The sequence below is a fragment of the Micromonospora palythoicola genome, from assembly GCF_036689795.1.
In the GTDB taxonomy this organism is placed as follows: Bacteria; Actinomycetota; Actinomycetes; order Mycobacteriales; family Micromonosporaceae; genus Micromonospora; species Micromonospora palythoicola.
Genome location: NZ_JBAGKI010000005.1, coordinates 48959 through 66600, shown reverse-complemented (window position 1 = coordinate 66600; position 17642 = coordinate 48959). Strand labels below are relative to the sequence as shown.

Genomic DNA, 17642 nt, shown 5'->3' with positions numbered 1-17642 from the left:
GCGCGGGCGAGGAAGCCCCCTGTTGCCACCCCTCGCTCATCGCCCGCGCCGGTGCCCCCCGCTGCCCCCGCCGCTGCGAGACTAGCGAGGCGCAGCCGGCCCGTCTGTCGGTTTTGATGTGCTATCGCCGGTTGATCCGGTGGTTCTGCCGGTCTTTCTGCCGGTGAGGTGACGCTCGGCTGGTGCCGTGTGCACCCAGGGTCCACACCTCGTCGAGGACGCCGGGAACCGCTGGCGCGGACGATGCGAGGGGTCGCTCAACGGCGCGGCTGGCCGCCCGTCGTGGGCGGTTCCACCTTGTCCTCGGCGCACTCGGCCGGTGTCTCACCAGGTGCGACGGATCGACTCCCGGCGGTCGCGCAGGGGTGCACGGCGTCGCGGATCCGGCGCAGGCCGTCGAGGAGCGCGTCGAGCGCGGCCGGGTCGAGTTGCCCGGTGAACCAGTCCTCGATGAGCTGAAGATGCCCGGGCAGGCTCTCGTCGAGCCGGCGCAGGCCGGCGGGCGTCACCACCGCGTACGAACTGCGCCGGTCGGAGGGGCAGGCACGACGGGTGATCAGCCCGTCGCGTTCCATCCGGTCCACCACCCGGGTGACGCCACTGGTGGACAACGAGGTCTGGGCGGCGAGGTCGGTCATCCGCAGTTGATTGTCGGGTGACCGGGTGAGCCTGGTCAGCACCTCGAACTCGACCGATGACAGGCCGTGTTCCTCCAGCTGGGCGGCGAATCGGGCGGCCAGCCCGGCGTGCACCTCGAAGAGCAGGCCGACCGCCGTGATCCGAGGGTCGTCGAACGTGTTCGCTTCCACCCGTCCATCGTACCAATACTTGACACCAGGAATATTGCCGAGGCTATAGTTGCTGACGCAGCCGTTGGGCTACTAAACGATATCTTCTGGAGGGCAGTCTCTCATGACCAGCAGCACCGAGCCGGTTACCCGCGAGTGGAACGGCCTCACCATCCCGGCGGCCGGTACCTACCTGCTGGATGCGGCGCACAAGCGGGTCGGCTTCGTCGCCCGGCACATGATGGTGAGCAAGGTTCGCGGCGAGTTCGCGGACGCGAGCGCCACCATCACGATCGCCGAGGAGCCTCTGGAGTCCACGGTCTCCGCCACCATCCAGGCCGCCAGCATCAACACCGCCCAGGCGGACCGGGACGCGCACCTGCGCAGCCCCGAGTTCCTCGACGCCGAGAAGTTCCCCACGCTGGAGTACCGCAGCACCGGCGTGAAGTCCCACGAGGGCAACGAGTTCGTCCTGACCGGCGAGTTGACCATCAAGGACGTGACCCGTCCCGTCGACCTCAAGGTCGAGTTCGAGGGTGTCGGCCGCAGCCCGTTCGGCCAGGACATCTTCGGTTTCTCGGCGAGTGCCGAGATCGACCGTGAGGACTTCGGCCTGACCTGGAACGTGGCCCTGGAGTCCGGCGGCGTCCTGGTCGGCAAGAAGGTCAAGATTGAGATCGAGGGCGAGGCCATCCGGCAGTCCTGATCCGTACGCCCCGACAGGCCCGCGCCCGCACCGCGCGGGCCTGTCGGCTGTCCCGGTCAGGTCCGCCCCCGGTGTCGGTGCGAATTGTCACAACTTGTTCGTCGCTGGTCGCCGGGGTTCCGCAGCGTGGCGGGGTAGGTACTCCGGCGGAGGCGACCGAGCAGGTCCGGGCGACGTGATCGACCGCCGCTCCCGGGCGGACTGCGGCAATGGACCGATCTTCGGGGCGGCCAGGCTCGACGCCTCCAACGAGTATGGTTCACAGTGCGCTGCGGAGCGGCACCGTTCCGTGGCGCCGCGCGCCGGGAGGAAGCATGGGCAGGGACGTCGATCGAGCCTCCTTCTCCCGTGAGGATCGGGTCCGGTACCGCCAGAAGGTCCGTCGCTGCCTGGACGTGTTCGCCCTGATGCTCGACGACTTCGGCTTCGACGCCGACCGGCCGATGACCGGGCTGGAGATCGAGCTCAACCTGGTCGACCAGGCGGCCGAACCGGCCATGCGCAACGAGGAGATCCTGGCCGCGATCGCCGACCCGTTGTTCCAGACCGAGCTCGGCCAGTTCAACCTGGAACTGAACGCGAACCCCCGAATGATCTCCGGCAACGGGTTCGCCGACTACGAACGCGACCTCTGCGCCAGCCTCGACCGGGCCAACGAGCGCGCGGCACGCTCGGACACCCGGATCGTTCTGGTCGGCATCCTGCCCACGTTGAACGAGCGACACCTGGTGGCGGACAACCTCTCCACGAACGAGCGGTACCGGGTGCTCAACGACCAGATCGTGGGTGCCCGGGGCGAGGACATCGAGCTCGACATCCGCGGCGTCGAGCGACTGCGTACGCACAACGACTCGATCGCGCCGGAGGCGGCCTGCACCAGCCTCCAGTTCCACCTCCAGGTGGCGCCGGACAGCTTCGCCGACTACTGGAACGCCTCCCAGGCGATCGCCGCAGCCCAGGTCGCCGTGGGCGCCAACTCACCGTTTCTCTACGATCGGCAGCTCTGGGCGGAGACCCGCATCGCCCTGTTCGAGCAGGCCACCGACACCCGGCCGGACGAGCTGAAGGCCCAGGGCGTACGACCCCGGGTCTGGTTCGGTGAGCGGTGGATCACCTCGATCTTCGACCTGTTCGAGGAGAACGTCCGCTACTTTCCGCCGCTGCTGCCGATCTGCGAGAGCGAGGACCCGGTCGAGGTCCTGCACGCCGGCGGCGTTCCCGAGCTGGCCGAACTGCGGCTGCACAACGGCACCGTCTACCGGTGGAACCGGCCCGTGTACGACATCATGAACGGCCGTCCCCATCTGCGGGTGGAGAACCGGGTGCTACCGGCCGGCCCGACCGTGGTGGACATGCTGGCCAACGCCGCCTTCTACTTCGGGCTGGTCCGGGGCATGGCCGAGGCCGACCGGCCGATCTGGAGCCAACTCACCTTCAGCTCGGCCGAGGAGAACTTCCACGCCGCCGCCCGCCGGGGCATGGACGCGATCCTGCACTGGCCGCAGTTGGGCGAGGTGCCGGTGGCCACGCTGGTGCTCGACACGTTGTTGCCGCTCGCCGCCGCCGGGCTCGACGGCTTCGGTGTCGAGGCCACCGAGCGGGACCGGCTACTCGGCATCATCGAGCAACGCTGTCGTACCGGACGCAACGGTGCGGCCTGGCAGACCGCCACCGTGTGGTCCGCCGAGCGGCACCTGGGCCTGGATCGTCGGGCCGCGCTGCACCACATGCTCCAGCGCTACACCGAGTTGCAGTACACGAACGAGCCGGTGCACACCTGGCCCCTCGACTGAGCGATGCGGCACCTCGCCGGATCTTGGTGCGGAATCGCCCCTCGGTGGGCCGTTTCGTGCCAAGATCCGGACTAGCGACCTCGCTGCCGGGGACGACCGCGGCGGCTCCCGCCCTCGGATGTCTCGTCGCTGCCGGACGACGCCTCGGACGGCGAGGATCCGGATGCCCCACCCACCTCCGCCAGCCTTTCCGGCTGCGCTGTCGAGGGCGGTGCTGCCGGTTTCGGTGCTGCCGGCTTGACCGCCGCTGGCTTGACCGCTGCCGGTCGCGATGTGGTTCCCGCCGATGCGGCTTCCTTGCGGGCCGCCGTCACCTCGCCGGCCGCCGTCTGGTCGAGCCGGTCGCCGGCCGCCGAGGACCGCGCGGCACTCGCCGAGGACAGCGGAGCACCCGCCCCGGACCACTCGGCGTCCGGCGCGGACGGGGCGGAGTCCGGTGCGGGCCGGTCGGCATCCGGTTCGGACCCGGGCGTGTGCCGGTCGGAGTCGCCGACCCGTTGCCGGGGCACCACGTGGGCCGCGTCGGAGCCGCTCGACCGGCGGGCCGCCAGTCGGGCCGACCGCTGAGCCAGCGCCGCCACCAGGACCGAGCCCCCGATGCCGACGATCACCGCGTACGGGGCGGTGAGATGGGCGGACACCTGTTCCGGGCTGATCGCGGTGAGCCTCGGCACGGCGAGGAAGTACGCGATGGCCACCAGCAGCGGACCGGCGGCGCCCGAGACGGTGGCACCGACCCGTCGGTCGGTCGCCCGAACTCCGCCGCGGGCCGCCAACGCACCGATCACCAGTGCCGAACCGAGCGACAGGGCCGCGCCGGGCCAGTAGAAGTAGTCCCGGACCCAGAACTGCTCGCTGTCCGAGCTGAGCTGCCAGATGCCGAGCTGCGCGGTGGTCAGTCCGCGACCGGCGAGCACCGAGTCGACCACGGCGATGACCGCGAGCAGCCAGAGCCAACCGGCGGTGGCGATGACGTTCGTGGCGGCGGCGCGGCACCGCAGCGCCCAGATCGCCACGAGTGTCCCGATCAGGACGCCGACCGCTGCGTACCCGGCGGCCATGTCCCGGGGAGACGGGGTGTCCGGCACCACCGCCACCCGGGCCGGCACGGCGACCAGAAGCACAGTGATCAGTGCGCCCAGGCCGGCGGCAACGGCCAGCGCGATTCCCCGCAGCCCGCCTCCCGTCTGCTCGGCGGTGGCGGACGGACGGTCGGCAGAGAGCGGCACCAGGCGGTCGGACGTCGCCGGCCCGTTGGCCGCCGCTGCCGAACTGGACAGCGCTGCGGTGCCGGACGGTGGCGGCGGGGCGTCGGAGGTGGGCGCTCCGACCGACGTCGAGCTGTCGGACGGGGATGCGGCCCGCCGGCGGTCGTGCAGCCGTTGGGCGCAGACGGCACCGAAGATCGTCGACGTGGCGGCGATCCAGGTGGCCCAGATCAGGCTCGCCACCCAGGCCGCCGTGCCGGCGGTCGCCTCAGGGGGTGCCCAGTTGAGGATGCCCAGGCCGTACCCGAAACCCAGTTGGGCCGCACCGGCACCGGCTGCCACGCCGGCCGCGGTGGCGATCAATCCTCCCCAGCCCTGTCTGGCCATGCCGGGCAGCGTAACGTCCTGTGGTCGGTGCGGCGAGTCGTGCGCGGCATCGACCGGCAATGGTCACGGAGAGTGCTTGGCCCCGGTCGGTACGGTCGCGGGGGAATGAGGCGGTGGGCGGGATGACGGACGGGACCACGGATGGGCGGCCGGGAAGCGGTGGCACCGCCCCGGACCGGACGAGAATGGTCGTCGGTGGTGGGCTCGCCGCCGTACTGCTCGCGATCATCGGTGCCGCCGGTGGCTGGGTGCTCGCCGGCGACCAGGTGGGACCGGACCCGGTGTCCTCCGGCGCGACCGGCACCCCCTCCCCGACGCCCGCCGTCCGGACCTCGCCGCCTCGGAAACCGCCGACGTCGTCCGCCCCGACCCGGCCGAGCAGCAGCCCCAGCCCGTCGCGGCCGACCGGGCTCACCGTTCCGGACCTGGTCGGCCTGGACTTCGAGGAGGCCAGGGAGGAGCTGCGCGACCTGGGCCTGGGCTGGCAACTCGTCTTCGGCAGCGGCGACGGCCCCAGCGTGCGCAGCACCGACCCGGCCCCGGGCACGCCGGTGCGGCGTGGCGTCACCGTGAAGATCAACGTTGCCGGGGCCGCGCCGCCGAACGAGGTGCCGGATCTGATCGGCGAGGAGTGCAACGAGGCCGGTGCCGAACTCGTCGACGACGGCTTCTTTCCACGCTATCCCGGCGGGCGCTCCGGCACCGTCACCGCGCAACGACCGGTGGGCGGCACGGTCGGCAGGTGGAACGACGTGGTCCAGCTTCGGTGCGGCACGCTGCCGAGTGCGGACGCGAGCGCTCCGGCGCCGTGACGCGCACCCGACACGCTGATGCCCACCGATGACCGGCAGAACCGCTAGGTTGACCGTCGAGGGGCCTGGTGCCCGCCCGATCGGCGGAAAGGACGTGCCGTGAGCGACGACCGCCAGGAGCCGACCGACGGGCAACCGGAAGATCGGACCCGTCCGATCCCGCCGCCCGACGACAACCCGGACGAGACGGCTCCGCTGGGGCGTACGCCGGACGAGACGGCGCCGCTCGGGCGTACGCCGGACGAGACCGCGCCGCTGGGGCGTACGCCGGACGAGACGGCGCCGCTCGGGCGTACGCCGGACGAGACCGCGCCGGTGGACCGCGTGGCCGGAGCGTCGGCGCAGGCACCCGACGAGACCGCGCCGATGGACCGGGCGGCGGGAGAACCGCCGGTTCCGGCCGACGCCACCGCGCAGCTGCCGCCGACCCAGCGTTCCGGTCCGGCGGCGTGGTCCGGGCGTGCCGAGGTCCCCTCGGTGCGGCCGGGTGTGGACCGTGAGCCGGCCGGCGGCGACTGGTACGCCGACGAACAGCCGGGCCGACCGTGGTGGCTGCCGATTCTCTGGGGCGTCCTGCTGCTGCTCCTACTCGCCCTGATCGGGGGCGGGTTCTGGTTGGCCAGCCAGGGGCTCGACGACGAGGGGCCGGGCTCGGAGTCGCCGTCGCCGACCACCCAGGCGCCACCGACCACGGCGTCGCCGTCGCCGACCACCGCGTCTCCGTCAGCGGCGCCGACGACGAGCGCCGCGCCGGACCAGGTGCCGGTACCGCCGCTGGTGGGTCTGCCGGAGGCCGCGGCACGGGCGGCGTTGGACGGGCTCGACCTCGACTACGAGGTGGAGTACCGCCCGTCGGACCAGCCGGAGGGGACGGTCATCGCCACCGACCCGGAGGCCGGCGAGTTGGTGGCGGCCGGCGACGAGGTTCGGCTGGTGGTCGCCACGGCCAGTCCGAGTCCGTCGCCGACGACGGGCGAGCCGACCACCGAGCCGACCGCGACGGCTAGCCCCACGGGTTGATCGTCCGGGTCACCACATGCGGCGTCTGGTGCCGACCAGCCCCAGGCCGGCAAGGGAGATCGCCAGCCCGAACACCCCGGACCAGAACAGCGAGCGGCTGAGTTCCTCCCGGCTGTGGTCACCCGTGGCCCGGACCGGCGCGTCCTCGTCGGTCGGGTACGCGGGCTGCGGGGAGTCGGCGGCTTCCGCCGGTCGGTCGGTCGGCTGCCCGAAGAAGCCGTCGTGGGCGAAGGCGTCCCAGACACCGTCGGCGGCGGTGTCCGGCTCGACCGGTTCGCTCTCCACGACAGTGATCTCCGGAGCCGGTACGGGCTCAGCCAGCCGGGTGGACGACAGGGCTGGATCGCGGCCCAGCACCACCAGGGTGGTGACGGCACCGAGAAGCGCCAGGAGCCCGAAGGTGTAGGCGATGCGGGGCCGGCGTGGCTCCCGCGCGGACATATTGACCATGGCCATCCCAGGTTCGGGGTCCGGGAGGCGCGGGGTGCGGACATGCCGGGGTGGGCATACCGATTCTATGTCGGCGGCATGCCCCCCGAATCCTTTTCACCTGAGGTTCGTGATGCTCAGTGCACCCGAACCGGCGTCCGTACGACCGGCCGGCGGGCCGACCGTACGGTGTGCGGACGCGGCTGTGGTGCGGCCTGGACCTGCCGCAGCCCAGCCCGCTGGACGAAGATCGATCGACGGTTGACCGCGTCCCCCGCCGCGTTCAACTCGTAACCTTCGAGCCAGAGCCAACCGTCGTAGGTCGGCCGGTCGAGTACCCGGATCACCCGGAACAGAATGGGCCTGCGGAACTGGACACTCGCCGCGCGTGTCACGTGCAGTACGTCACCGGAGCGGGGAAGCACATGGGCTCCTGGAAGGGTCGGCCGGCGGGGAAGGGCCGGCTGGGAATGATGGGGGGTTGTGCGGCTCCGGCGACGAGGTCGTGTCTCGGGGGCCGGAGTGGGTGGCCGGTCCGTCGGTGCGGAGCTGCTGATGGCGGGCTCCCGCGCGATCGGTCGGTAGGTCAGGAGGTGTCGTCGTCGCACGTGGGCGAGCGGCTCCCGATCCCGTGGGCCGGGCTGGCGGGTGTCGACCGGAAGGACTCCGGACCCGTGGCCCCACGACGTTGATCACGCGTGGAGACGGATCGGAGACGGTCAGTAACCCGGGTCATACGGACAGAGTGCATCAGGAGTGTGCTTCATGCAAGTTGCACGTCGACTTTTGCCGATACGTGAGCGGCTCGCGCGAAACGACGCTTGAACGGGCCACCACCCGGGCGGCACACTGAGAGCCGGTTTCGCCCGCCGCGGCCGGCCGAGGACCGGAACCACCCCACGCCGCGAACGTTCGCCGGGAGGATCGCGCCGTGGGCGGGCGGTCAGCGCGGCGCGTCGAGGCGGAGAGGTGACACCGTGAGCGAGCGGCGCAGCCCGACCATCCGGCGGCGCCGGCTCGGCGCGGAACTGCGCCGCCAGCGCGAAGCCGCCGGCATCACCATCGAGTCAGTGGCGGAGCAGTTGGAGTGCTCGGCGTCCAAGGTCTCGCGGATCGAGACCGGCCACACCACCGCTACGCCCCGCGACGTGCGCGACATGCTCCGGATCTACGGGGTGGTGGGTGCCGAGAGCGACGAGCTGGTGCAGATCGCCCGTGAGGCGCGGCAGAAGGGCTGGTGGCATCCGTACAGCACGGTGCTGGTCGGGGCGTACGTGGGCCTGGAGGCGGCGGCCAGTTCGATTCGCGCCTACGAGCAGCAGGTGGTGCCGGGGCTGCTGGAGACCGAGGAGTACGCCAGCGCGATGATCCGCGCGGCCCGCCCCGATTTCAGTCCGGAACAGGTACAGCAACGGGTGCGTGTCCGACTCGGCCGTCAGTCGTTACTGACCCAGGATGATCCGGTCGATCTGTGGGTGGTGCTCGATGAGGCGGTGTTGAGCCGTCCGGTGGGCGGGGACACGGTCATGCGTGACCAGCTCAAACGGTTGGTGGAGGTGGCACAGCTGCCGAACGTGACGCTGCAGGTCCTGCCGTTCGAGGTGGGAGCGCACGCCGGCATGGACGGCACCTTCACGATCCTCAGCTTCCCCGAACCCGGTGATCCGGATGTCGTGTACGCGGAGAACGCCACGGGTGGGCTCTTCCTGGAGAAGAGTGACGAACTACAGAAGTACAGCTTCATCTTCGATCACATTCGAGCAGCGGCCGAACGTCCGGAGGAGTCCGTGGAGTACATCGCGAGACTGGCAGAGGAGCCGTTGTGGAAGTGGCGACGCAAGGATTCTCCGTGAACCTGGCGCAGGCGACGTGGTTCAAGAGCTCGAAGAGCGGGCCGAACTGCGACAACTGCGTCGAGGTGGCGTACGTGACCGGGGCGGTCGGAGTCCGTGACTCGAAGGACAAGGCCGGACCGGCCCTGGTCTTCACACCGGGCGACTGGCACGCTTTCGTCGCCAGCACCAGGGACGGCGCGTTCCCCCGGGCCTGACGTGCCCCGGGGATGGTGACGACGGATCCCCGCCCGGCCGGTGGCCGAGCGGGGATCCGCTGCCGTCACCGACGGTCGTGACGGGCATCAGAGCCGAACGGCGCGGGCGGCGGCCCACAGCCCGCGTGCTGGCGCCGGCTGCCGTCGCCACATCGGGCCCGTGTCGTTGTACTTCTCGGTACGCGCTGGTCGACATCCCCCCGGCAGGGCGGGTAACCGAGCGAGGCAGGCGAGACGGATGACGAGTATCGGGTCGGACAACCTCACCAACGGGCCGGGAAAGCCGGAACGGTTCGGCGGCAAGTATCGCGGGGCCCGGCGGGACACCGTGCTGACCGAGGTGGTGTCGGCGGAGACCGAGCACGCGGGCCGGGAGACACCGACGACCGCGGAGCCGCCCTCGCCGCTCACGCTGCCGTCACTGGACCCGAATCCACTCACCGAGCCGTCCTTCCCGGCCGCCGGCTGGTCGACGGCGGACGACGGCTCCCTCGTGGACCATCCGCTGCTGCGTGGGCTGTTGATGGAGTTGCCGCCGAAGGGCAGCGTGCCGCCACCCGGGTGGCTCGACCGCTGGTTCGAGGCGACCAGGGCGATCCTGGAACTGCTATACGTGCAGGGCGCCGGCGGCCGGGCGCGGTGACGCCGCCCGTTCGGGCATGGCCCGCTCGGCGAACCGGTTGTGCCGCAACGCGTGGCGTACGCCGATGGCCGCGACGGCGAGCGCCGAGATGGTGATCGCCGGCCCGGTCGCCGAGGGGCCGAGGTACTGGCCGGCGCCGCTCGCGGTGATCATCGCCGGCAGCAGCGCCAGACCGGTCACCTGCAACGGCAGGCCGATCAGCGGGTGAGCGGCGGCGGCCCGCAGCCCGTGCGGGGTCGGTGTCCCGGCGGCGGCGGCAAGTGCGCCGGCTCCCGCCCACAGCCGGCGCAACCGGCGCACCGTGCAGCCGGCCACCAGCAGGGCGGGTACGGCGGCGAGCGTCAGGCCGTCGGCGGCCCGATCGGCAGGCGTCGGCCCGACGGTGACCAGCCCGGCGATCGGCAGAGCCAGCGTCAGACCTAGCCCGGTCAGCGTCAGCGCGAGCAGCCGGCCGGCTTGCTGACGCAGCTCGCGCGCATGGCGCAGGCGGGGTAGCCCGTCCGCGAGATAGCCGGCGGCCCACCAGACGGCGGCGACCGGAAGCAGGAGGGCGAGATGGCTCTGCATGTCCATCAGCCTTGCCCGATTTCCGGCCCGCCGAATCCGGGTCCGCCCCCCGTTCCTCCCGTACCCGTCCCCGTAGGGGAACCATCTCGCCAGTGTTATGAGGGATCCGACATGTTTAACTGTCCGCACACATCCAACTACCCTCACCGTGATCGGCATTCATCGATCAATCTGCCACGAGCAGGTGGACGTCCGGTGCCGGTCGGAGGGAGGTAGGAAGATGGCTCTTCCACAGAGATCCGTGCTCGTCGGGCTGGCCACACTGGCCATGGTGGCGGCGGCCACGCCGGCAATGGCGGCCGAGCCGGTCGGCACCGTCCGGAGCGCCGGTGGCGCGACCGCCGTCAAGGACAGCTACATCGTGGTGTTCAAGGACAGCGAGGTCAGTCGGACGTCCGTCGGCTCCTCGGTGGACCGGCTGCTGCGCCGGCACGGCGGTGCCACGGCCCGGACCTACAGCGCCGCCGTCCGTGGTGCCGAACTGCGGGTCAGCGCGCGGGCCGCGGCGCGCATCGCCGCGGACCCGGCCGTCGCGTACGTCGAACAGAACCACGTCGTCTCCATCGCGGGCACCCAGACGAACCCCCCGTCCTGGGGCCTGGACCGGATCGACCAGCGGAACCTGCCGCTCAACAGTTCGTACACGTACCCCAACACGGCCACGAACGTGACCTCGTACGTCATCGACACCGGCATCCGGACCACCCACTCCGACTTCGGCGGTCGGGCGACCTGGGGCACCAACACGGTCGACTCCAACAACACCGACTGCAACGGCCACGGCACGCACGTGGCGGGCACGGTCGGTGGCTCGGCGTACGGCGTGGCCAAGGCGACCCGCCTGGTGGCGGTCAAGGTGCTCAACTGCTCCGGTAGCGGCACCAACGCCGGTGTGATCGCCGGCATCGACTGGGTCACCGCCAACGCGGTGAAGCCGGCGGTGGCCAACATGAGCCTCGGCGGCGGGGCGAACACCGCGGTCGACAACGCGGTCGTCAACTCCGTCAACTCCGGCGTCACGTACGCGGTGGCCGCCGGTAACGGCAACGCCCTCGGCCAGCGGCAGAACGCCTGCAACTACTCGCCGGCCCGGGCCGCACCGGCGATCACCGTCGGTGCCACCCAGAGCAACGACGCCGCCGCCAGCTTCTCCAACTACGGCACCTGTGTGGACATCCTCGCGCCCGGGGTGAGCATCACCTCCGCCTGGCACACCAGCGACAGCGCGACGAACACCATCAGCGGCACCTCGATGGCCTCGCCGCACGTGGCCGGTGCGGCGGCGCTGGTGCTCTCGGCCAACCCGTCCTGGACGCCCCAGCAGGTCCGGGACTACCTGGTCAGCAACTCCACCCCGAACGTGATCTCGAACGTCGGCACGGGAACCCCGAACCAGCTGCTCTACGTGGTCAACGGCAGCACTCCGCCGCCGACCAACGACTTCTCGGTCTCGGTGTCGCCGACCGCCGGCTCGGTCACGGCGGGCAGCTCGGCGAGCGCCACCGTGGCCACCGCCACCACCAACGGCTCAGCCCAGTCGGTGAGCCTCTCGGCCAGCGGCCTGCCGTCCGGGGCGACCGCCTCGTTCAGCCCGGCCACCGTCACCTCGGGCGGGTCGTCCACGCTGACCATCGGCACCTCGGCCAGCACGCCGGCCGGCACGTACACCGTGACCGTCACCGGCACCGCGGCCTCCGGCACCAGGAGTGCGACGTACTCGCTGACGGTGACCGGCGGCAGCGGCGGTGGCTGCTCCGGAACCAACGGCACGGACGTGTCGATCCCGGACACCGGCTCAGCGGTGACCAGCTCGATCACCATGTCCGGCTGCAACCGGAACGCCTCGTCGAGCTCGACCGTCGCGGTGAACATCGTGCACACCTACCGTGGCGACCTGGTCATCGACCTGCTCGCGCCGGACGGCTCGTCCTACCGGCTGAAGAACAGCAGCTACTTCGACGGCACGGACAACGTGAACGCCACCTACACGGTGAACCTGTCCAGCGAGGCGGCGAACGGCACCTGGCGCCTCCAGGTCCGCGACGTCTACGGCGGTGACACCGGGTACATCAACACCTGGACGCTGACCCTCTGACGTCCGGTACGGCAAGCGGGCCCCGGCACAGCGCCGGGGCCCGTTCGTCGATCCGGGTCAGACCGCGAACTCGGTCGGACGTTCGGTGGCCGGCGCGGGTGGCCGGGCCTTCCACAGCCCGGCCTTCTGGGCGAACAGCCGACCAAGGTACGCGGGATTGAGGATCACGTAGCGCCGCCACAGGCGCTTGGGTTCCAGGCCGAGACGCCAGAACCACTCCAACCCGGCGCGCTGCATCCACGGCGGCGGCTGGCGCAGCAGCCCGGCGTGGTAGTCGAACGCCGCGCCGACCGCCATCATCGGCATGTCCAGCAGCGGGCGCATCGCGTACGTGAAGATCTCCTGCCGGGGGCAACCGAGCCCGACCAGGACCAGCCGGGCCCCGCTGGCCTTGATCCGGTCGGCGATCTCGACGTCCTCGCCCGGCTGCACACCGCGGAACTTGGACGCCTCCACTCCGGCGATCTTCAGGGCCGGGAACATCCGCTCCAGCGCCGGAATCAGCCGGGTGAGGGTCTCCTCGGTCGAGCCGTACAGGTAGACCGGCAACCCCTCGTCGGCGAAGCGGGAGAGCACGTGCAGGGTCAGCGTCGGGCCGTAGACCCGGTCGGTGAGCCCGGCGCCGTGCAGCAGGTTCAGCGCCCAGCGCACCGGCTGGCCGTCCGGGGTCACCACGTCGAAGGAGTTGAGCCGGGCGTTGTGCGCCCGGTCCAGCACGCCGGTCATCACGCCGTGCACGGCCAGCGCGGTGAGCGCCAACGGCCGGCGTTCCTGTGCGGCGGCCACCACCCGCTCGGTGGCCTCGGCGTAGTCGGTCGCGTCGACCAGGACACCGAGCACGTTCTTCTTGGTCATGCCCCCGGCACCCACTTGTCCACGTTGGCCTCGTAGATCTCTCGCATGATCATTGGTACGTCGTACACCTGCTTCCAGTCCGGGTAGTCCGCCTGGAACGCCTCGTTGGAGCCGATCCACCACTTGTGGTCGCCGATCCGGTTGGCCTCGACGTACTCGGTGATCATCTCCTGGCCGGTGATCTGCTCGGCCAGCGTGAACGCCTCGCGGTTGGAGGTGTTCGAGTGCCGGCCGCCGCCGAGGTTGTAGACGGCGGCGGAGCGGGGGTTGCGGAAGAACGCCTCGAACGCGGAGACCACGTCCGAGCTGTGGATGGCGTCCCGGACCTGCTTGCCCTGGTAACCGAAGATCTTGTAGGTGCGGCGCTCCATGTTCGCCCGCATCACGTAGCCGAGGAAGCCGTGCAGCTCGGTCGCCGAATGCGCCGGCCCGGTCAGCGTCCCGCCCCGGAAGCAGGCCGTCCTCATGCCGAAGTAGCGGCCGTACTCCTGCACCATCACGTCGGCCGCGACCTTCGAGGCACCGAAGATCGAGTGCAGGCAGGCGTCGATCGACATGTCCTCCCGGATGCCCTGCTCGTACGGGTGGCCCGGCTCGATCTCCCAGCGCGTCTCCAGCTCCACCAGGGGCAGGCTGTTCGGCCGGTCGCCGTAGACCTTGTTCGTGGAGCAGTGGATGACCGGGGCGTCGATGCAGTGCTCCCGGACACTCTGCAACACGTTGAGGGTGCCGGCGGCGTTCACGTCGAAGTCGGTGAACGGATCGCGCACCGCCCAGTCGTGCGAGGGCTGCGCGGCAGTGTGGATCACCACAGCCACGTCCCGGCCGTACCGGCCGAACAGCGCGCCGAGCGCCGCCCGGTCCCGGATGTCGATGCTGTGGTGGGAGTACGCCTCACCCAGCTCGTCGGTCAGCCGGCGGACGTTCCACGCGGTGGACGCCTCCTCACCGAAGAACTCCTGCCGCATGTCGTTGTCGATGCCGACGACGTCGAGACCGAGGCCGGCGAAGTGCCGGACCGCCTCGGAGCCGATCAGCCCGCCCGACCCGGTCACGAATGCGACACTCACATGCCACTCCTGGTGCGTCGGAGGCAGAAACCATCGGAGCATAGCGTGACGTCCGGCACGCCCCGATACGGAGCGAGGGCCCCGCATTCCGCGGAGCCCTCGGCTGTGGTGGGGAAGGGGGGAGTTGAACCCCCACGTCCTTTCGGACACACGGACCTGAACCGTGCGCGTCTGCCATTCCGCCACTTCCCCGTGGCTCGACCCCGATCAACGTGGCCGCACCGGGTCTCGCCGGTCACCGGCGAGCCTCGGCCATGCTACGTGACCTGGGTCTGTCGCCGCGAATGGCTTTCGCTGCTCGCAGCGGTTACCGTTCGTGGCGGACGAAAGAGTAGCACGACAATCAGAAGCCGTCCGAACGGGCCGTGGCCTGCCGGCCGAGCGGCGTGTGAGCTGCGTGCGCTCTGGACGGATACCATCATGTCCTCGGGACCCGAGGAGGAGCCGGTGAGCGTGCTGCAACGCTTCGAGAAGCGTCTGGAAGGCCTGGTCGAAGGGGCTTTCGCCAAGGTCTTCAAAGGGGTGGTCCACCCCGTGGAGATCCTCAACGCCATGCAGCGGGAGGCCGAGGCACACAAGGCCATCCTCGCTGGTGGGCGCACGTTGGTGCCCAATCGCTACGTGATCGATCTCTCCCCGTACGACCACAGTCGGCTGGCGCCGTACGCCGCCGCGCTGGCCCAGGAGCTGGCCCAGTCGCAGGCGGAGTTCATCGGCGAGCAGGCCTGGACGGTCTACGGGGACGTGATCGTCGAGATCGAGCGCGGTGAAGGACTGGACACCGGAATGTTCCGGGTCACCGCGGAGGTCTACACCGGTGGCGAGGTCGCCCCGGTCTCGGCGCCCGGATACGACGCCGGCCCGCCCGGATACGACGCCGGCCCGCCCGGCTACCCGTCCTACGACCAGGGTGGCGGCTACGGCCCGCCGCCGGGGCACGGCGGTGGGCGCAACATCCGGCTGGTCTCCGGTGACGGCCGCACCTACCCGCTGCAGATGGGTTCGACCGTGATCGGTCGAGGCGACCAGGCCAACCTGCGTCTGCCGGACGTCGGCATCTCCCGCCGACACGCCCGGCTGGACTTCGACGGCGGGCAGGTCGTGCTCACCGATCTCGGCTCGACGAACGGCACCATGGTCAACGGCCAGCGGGTCTCCGCCGTGGCGTTGAACCCCGGTGACATGATCCAGCTCGGTACGACCACTCTGACCTTCCGCGTGGACGGCTGATCCGCCTTGCCGGAACTCGTTATCACCGTTGCCCGGTTCGGATTCCTGGTACTGCTGTGGATCTTCGTGTTCACGGTGGTCGGCGTCATCCGGCGGGACCTCTTCGCGGGGGCCCGCTCGGGTCGGCTGGTGGCCGCGCCCCGGGCGGTGGGTGCGTCGACAGGTCAGGCGACGGCGAAGCCGGCGAAGGTGAAGCGGGGGCGGGCGGCGCACCAGTTGGTGGTGACCGCGGGTCAGTTGGCCGGCACGCGGATCACGTTGGGTGAGGCGCAGATAACGATCGGTCGTGCCGAGGACTCCACCCTCGTCATCACCGACGACTACGCGTCCGCGCGACACGCCCGGATCGTGCCGCGTGATGGGCAGTGGTTCGTCGAGGACCTGGGTTCGACTAACGGGACGTACCTGGATCGCGCTAAGGTCACCGGACCGACCCCCGTCCCCCTCGGCGTGCCGATTCGGATCGGCCGCACCTCTCTCGAATTACGGCCATGACTCTGACCCTGCGCTATGCGGCCCACAGCGACCGCGGTCTGATCCGAGACGGTAATCAGGACTCCGTCTACGCCGGGCCGCGGCTACTCGCCGTTGCCGACGGCATGGGCGGTATGGCCGCCGGTGACGTCGCCAGCAACATTGTCATCGGTGCCATGGCGCCACTGGACGAGGACGTCCCGGGCGACGCCCTGGTCGACGCGCTCCGCTCCGCCGTGGGCACCGCCAACCAACAACTCCGCGAGACGGTGGAGGCCAACCCCCAGTTGGAGGGGATGGGCACCACGCTCACCGCGACCCTGTTCTCCGGCAGCAAGCTGGGCATGGTCCACATCGGCGACTCGCGGGCCTACCTGCTGCGCGACGGAGAGTTCGCGCAGATCACCAAGGACGACACCTACGTCCAGATGCTCGTCGACGAGGGCCGGATCAGCCCGGAGGAGGCGAGCAGCCACCCCCAGCGCTCGTTGCTCACCCGGGCCCTGGACGGCCGCGACATCGACCCGGAGTACTCGGTCCGGCAGGTGCTCCCCGGCGACCGGTACCTGATCTGCTCCGACGGGCTCTCCGGCGTGGTCAGCGCGGAGACCATCGCCGAGACCATGCGGGAGTACGCGGACCCGCAGCAGTGTGTCGAGCGGCTCGTCCAGCTCGCCCTGCGCGGTGGCGGTCCGGACAACATCACCGTGATCATCGCCGACGCCACCGACCGGGACATCGTCGAGGCGGCTCCGATCGTCGGTGGTGCGGCGGCCCGGGACCGGGGGATGGCCACCTCGGCCGACGTCTCCACCCCGGCGGCCCGTGCCTCGGCGCTCTCCGCGCCCCGGCCGCCGACGCCCGACGACTCCGCCGCGAACGCCGACGACGAGCCCGAGGCGCGCCGACGTCCGCTGCGTGCGCTCGCGATGACGACCGCCCTGCTGGTGATCGTCGGCGGCGGGGTGTTCGCCGGCTGGAGCTACACCCAGCGCCAGTACTACGTGGGCGCGACCGAGGACGGCCAGGTGGCCGTGTTCCGTGGCATCCAGGGGCAGATCGCCGGGATGGACCTCTCCAGCGTGCACTCCGAGAGCGAGGCCCAGCTGGACGACCTCACCCTGGCCGCGCAGGAGCAGGTGAAACAGGGCATCCCGGCCAAGAGCGAGCCGGACGCGGAACGGCGGCTGGCGGAGCTGACGATGGACAGCCCGACGAACGTGAACCTCAAGCCGATCTGTCCGCCGACACCGAGCTCCACGCCCTCGCTCGTGGGTTCGCCGTCCCCGACGCCGAGCGCGCCGACGGGATCGCCGAGCGCTCCGGCCGGCTCACCGAGTCAGGTGGGCAGTATCTCGGCGTCACCGCGCGCCGGAGTCACGGCCACGCCGAGCGGCGCCTCAGCCGCCGCGCCGGACAGCACCCCCGACGCGCCCCCCGTCGACACCTTCACGCCCACGGTCGACCCGGCGGCCTGCCGGTCGCCCGAGTAGGCACCGGCTCCCACCCGAGGAC

Annotated in this window: 18 protein-coding genes and 1 tRNA gene; 11 read left to right on the top strand and 8 right to left on the bottom strand. The window is 70.9% G+C overall.

Annotation, left to right across the window (positions count from 1 at the left end):
- Positions 1-257: 257 nt before the first annotated feature.
- On the bottom strand, positions 258-809 hold the full coding sequence (locus V5O40_RS03730; protein ID WP_332904149.1) for a MarR family winged helix-turn-helix transcriptional regulator: 552 nt from the start codon (positions 807-809) through the stop codon (positions 258-260).
- A gap of 103 nt (positions 810-912) precedes the next feature.
- Between V5O40_RS03730 and V5O40_RS03725 the strand changes: the two genes are divergently transcribed.
- Complete coding sequence (locus V5O40_RS03725) at positions 913-1494, top strand: YceI family protein (RefSeq protein ID WP_332904148.1); 582 nt, start codon at positions 913-915, stop codon at positions 1492-1494.
- 314 nt (positions 1495-1808) lie between these two features.
- Entirely contained in the window at positions 1809-3287 is a 1479-nt protein-coding gene (locus V5O40_RS03720; RefSeq protein ID WP_332904147.1) for a glutamate--cysteine ligase, read from the top strand.
- 71 nt (positions 3288-3358) lie between these two features.
- Here V5O40_RS03720 and V5O40_RS03715 read toward each other — a convergent pair whose 3' ends face one another.
- Entirely contained in the window at positions 3359-4882 is a 1524-nt protein-coding gene (locus tag V5O40_RS03715) for a hypothetical protein (protein ID WP_332904146.1), read from the bottom strand.
- 122 nt (positions 4883-5004) lie between these two features.
- Here V5O40_RS03715 and V5O40_RS03710 point away from each other — a divergent pair, with 122 nt between their 5' ends.
- Both V5O40_RS03710 and V5O40_RS03705 read left to right on the top strand, forming a co-directional pair.
- Entirely contained in the window at positions 5005-5694 is a 690-nt protein-coding gene (locus tag V5O40_RS03710) for a PASTA domain-containing protein (RefSeq protein ID WP_332904145.1), read from the top strand.
- A 99-nt stretch (positions 5695-5793) separates the two neighbouring features.
- Positions 5794-6714 (top strand): PASTA domain-containing protein, encoded by a 921-nt coding sequence (locus V5O40_RS03705; RefSeq protein ID WP_332904144.1) that lies wholly within the window; start codon positions 5794-5796, stop codon positions 6712-6714.
- Positions 6715-6723: 9 nt separating this feature from the next.
- On the opposite strand, the gene V5O40_RS03700 is transcribed toward V5O40_RS03705, so the two are convergent.
- Together V5O40_RS03700 and V5O40_RS03695 are read right to left on the bottom strand one after the other, a co-directional pair.
- The gene (locus V5O40_RS03700) at positions 6724-7170 is read right to left on the bottom strand and encodes a hypothetical protein (protein WP_408631823.1); all 447 of its coding nucleotides are present in this window, start codon (positions 7168-7170) and stop codon (positions 6724-6726) included.
- 110 nt (positions 7171-7280) lie between these two features.
- Positions 7281-7568 carry a hypothetical protein gene (locus V5O40_RS03695; protein WP_269740505.1) on the bottom strand — a complete coding sequence of 96 codons (288 nt, stop codon included), beginning with the start codon at positions 7566-7568 and terminating at the stop codon, positions 7281-7283.
- 552 nt (positions 7569-8120) lie between these two features.
- Between V5O40_RS03695 and V5O40_RS03690 the strand changes: the two genes are divergently transcribed.
- The 3 genes from V5O40_RS03690 to V5O40_RS03680 all read left to right on the top strand — a co-directional run bounded on the left by V5O40_RS03690 (position 8121) and on the right by V5O40_RS03680 (position 9836).
- Positions 8121-8996 (top strand): helix-turn-helix domain-containing protein, encoded by an 876-nt coding sequence (locus tag V5O40_RS03690; protein WP_332904142.1) that lies wholly within the window; start codon positions 8121-8123, stop codon positions 8994-8996.
- Positions 8972-9193, top strand: coding sequence for a DUF397 domain-containing protein (locus V5O40_RS03685; RefSeq protein WP_332904141.1), 222 nt, complete (start codon positions 8972-8974; stop codon positions 9191-9193). The genes V5O40_RS03690 and V5O40_RS03685 overlap by 25 nt, the downstream gene beginning before the upstream one ends.
- 238 nt (positions 9194-9431) lie before the next feature.
- Positions 9432-9836, top strand: coding sequence for a hypothetical protein (locus V5O40_RS03680; RefSeq protein ID WP_332904140.1), 405 nt, complete (start codon positions 9432-9434; stop codon positions 9834-9836).
- On the opposite strand, the gene V5O40_RS03675 is transcribed toward V5O40_RS03680, so the two are convergent.
- Entirely contained in the window at positions 9801-10403 is a 603-nt protein-coding gene (locus tag V5O40_RS03675; protein WP_332904139.1) for a hypothetical protein, read from the bottom strand. The genes V5O40_RS03680 and V5O40_RS03675 overlap by 36 nt on opposite strands.
- 220 nt (positions 10404-10623) lie before the next feature.
- Here V5O40_RS03675 and V5O40_RS03670 point away from each other — a divergent pair, with 220 nt between their 5' ends.
- A complete protein-coding gene (locus V5O40_RS03670) occupies positions 10624-12498 on the top strand; it encodes a S8 family peptidase (protein WP_332904138.1) in 1875 nt (624 codons plus the stop codon).
- 57 nt (positions 12499-12555) lie between these two features.
- Here V5O40_RS03670 and V5O40_RS03665 read toward each other — a convergent pair whose 3' ends face one another.
- The 3 genes from V5O40_RS03665 to V5O40_RS03655 form a co-directional block, all read right to left on the bottom strand.
- On the bottom strand, positions 12556-13353 hold the full coding sequence (locus V5O40_RS03665) for a WecB/TagA/CpsF family glycosyltransferase (protein ID WP_332904137.1): 798 nt from the start codon (positions 13351-13353) through the stop codon (positions 12556-12558).
- Positions 13350-14465 (bottom strand): NAD-dependent epimerase/dehydratase family protein, encoded by a 1116-nt coding sequence (locus V5O40_RS03660; RefSeq protein ID WP_332904136.1) that lies wholly within the window; start codon positions 14463-14465, stop codon positions 13350-13352. The genes V5O40_RS03665 and V5O40_RS03660 overlap by 4 nt, the downstream gene beginning before the upstream one ends.
- Positions 14466-14529: 64 nt before the next feature.
- Positions 14530-14615 (bottom strand) — tRNA-Leu (locus V5O40_RS03655).
- 228 nt (positions 14616-14843) lie between these two features.
- On the opposite strand from V5O40_RS03655, the gene V5O40_RS03650 reads away from it, so the two are divergent.
- The 3 genes from V5O40_RS03650 to V5O40_RS03640 are packed head-to-tail and all read left to right on the top strand — an operon-like array spanning position 14844 to position 17620.
- Positions 14844-15653 carry an FhaA domain-containing protein gene (locus V5O40_RS03650; protein WP_093409193.1) on the top strand — a complete coding sequence of 270 codons (810 nt, stop codon included), beginning with the start codon at positions 14844-14846 and terminating at the stop codon, positions 15651-15653.
- 6 nt (positions 15654-15659) lie between these two features.
- The gene (locus V5O40_RS03645; RefSeq protein ID WP_332904135.1) at positions 15660-16148 is read left to right on the top strand and encodes an FHA domain-containing protein FhaB/FipA; all 489 of its coding nucleotides are present in this window, start codon (positions 15660-15662) and stop codon (positions 16146-16148) included.
- Entirely contained in the window at positions 16145-17620 is a 1476-nt protein-coding gene (locus V5O40_RS03640; RefSeq protein ID WP_332904134.1) for a protein phosphatase 2C domain-containing protein, read from the top strand. Before V5O40_RS03645 ends, V5O40_RS03640 begins: the two co-directional genes overlap by 4 nt.
- The last annotated feature ends 22 nt before the right edge of the window (positions 17621-17642 follow it).